This window comes from Bradyrhizobium sp. Kon37, assembly GCF_055807535.1.
Genome location: NZ_JBVVOY010000069.1, coordinates 1 through 1,383, shown reverse-complemented (window position 1 = coordinate 1,383; position 1,383 = coordinate 1). Strand labels below are relative to the sequence as shown.

The window sequence follows — 1,383 nt, the reverse complement described above, 5'->3', positions numbered from 1 at the left end:
TCGCTCGCCGAGTTGAACGTTGCGATCCGCATCCTGGTCGACGAACTCAACGCCCGCCTGATGCGCAAGCTCGGTGCCAGCCGCCGCGAGTTCTTCGACACCATCGATCGTCCGGCCCTGATGCCGCTGCCGGCCGAACCCTATCAGTACGCCGAATGGCGTCGTGCCCGTGTAGCGCCGGATTACCATGTCGAGGTTCAGGGGCACTTCTACTCGGTGCCATCCCGCCTGATCCGCCAGGTCGTCGAGGTGCGGGCCACCGAGGCAACCATCGAGGTGTTCCATCGCGGCACCCGGATCGCCAGCCACGCACGCTCAGGCGTCAGGCGCCGCCACACCACGATCCCCGAGCACATGCCGAGCGCACATCGCCGATACGCCTTCTGGACGCCGGCACGTCTGCTGGCCGCCGCCGAGAAGATCGGTCCGTCCACGATCGCGCTGTGCCAGGCGATCATGCGGACAAAGCCCCATCCCGAGCAGGGCTTCCGATCCTGTCTCGGCATCCTGCGGTTGGAAAAGACCTATGGGACGCAACGTCTGGAAGCCGCGTGCCGCCGTGGGATCAGCATCGGCTCAGCGAGCTATCGGTCGATCGCCTCGATCCTCAAGACCGGCCTGGACAAAGCCTTCCTTCCCGACACCGCCCCCGAGGCCGATCCCATCCAGCACGGCAACATCCGTGGCCGCGGCTACTACCACTGACCACCAACAAGGAGACCTTATGCTCAGCAACCACACCCACGAACGTCTCGCTGCTCTCGGGCTCGCCGGCATGGCCAAGGCCTTCGACGATCAGCAACGCCAACCGGACGTTACCGCGCTGACCTTCGAGCAGCGCCTCGGCCTGATGATCGATCGCGAAGCAACCGAGCGAGAGAACAAAAGGCTCATCGTGCGCCTGAAGTTCGCCTCGCTACGGCAGGCCGCAATCGTCGAAGATGTCGATCTGCGCGCTCCGCGCGGCATCGACCGCGCCTTCTTTGCCAAGCTCGTCGATGGCGATTGGATCAGCCGCAAGCAAAATTTGCTCATCACCGGGCCGACCGGCGTCGGCAAGAGCTGGATCGCCTGCGCACTCGGCCACAAGGCATGCCGCGATAATCGATCCGTCTTATATCATCGCCTGCCAAGGCTGTTCGAAGCTCTTGCGCTCGCCCGCGGCGACGGACGCTATGCGCGGCTCCTCAAGACGTTATCGAGGGTCGATTTGCTCATCCTCGATGACTGGGGCCTCGCTCCGATTACCGGCGAGCAGCGTCGCGATCTCCTCGAAGTCGTCGACGATCGTCACCAGCGCGGATCGACCATCATCACCAGCCAGGTACCGATCGAAAATTGGCATGAGATCATCGCCGACCCGACCATCGCCGACGCCGTCCT

General features: G+C 63.9%; 2 protein-coding genes. Both read left to right on the top strand.

Annotated elements, in window-relative coordinates; translation table 11 throughout:
* Positions 1-705 (top strand): Mu transposase domain-containing protein (locus tag AC0L3J_RS37010; protein WP_473350374.1); only part of this gene is annotated, 705 nt, incomplete at its 5' end.
* A 19-nt stretch (positions 706-724) separates the two neighbouring features.
* Positions 725-1,383, top strand: a 659-nt coding sequence (gene istB, locus AC0L3J_RS37005; protein WP_473350373.1) for an IS21-like element helper ATPase IstB, incomplete at its 3' end; no start/stop codon positions are given.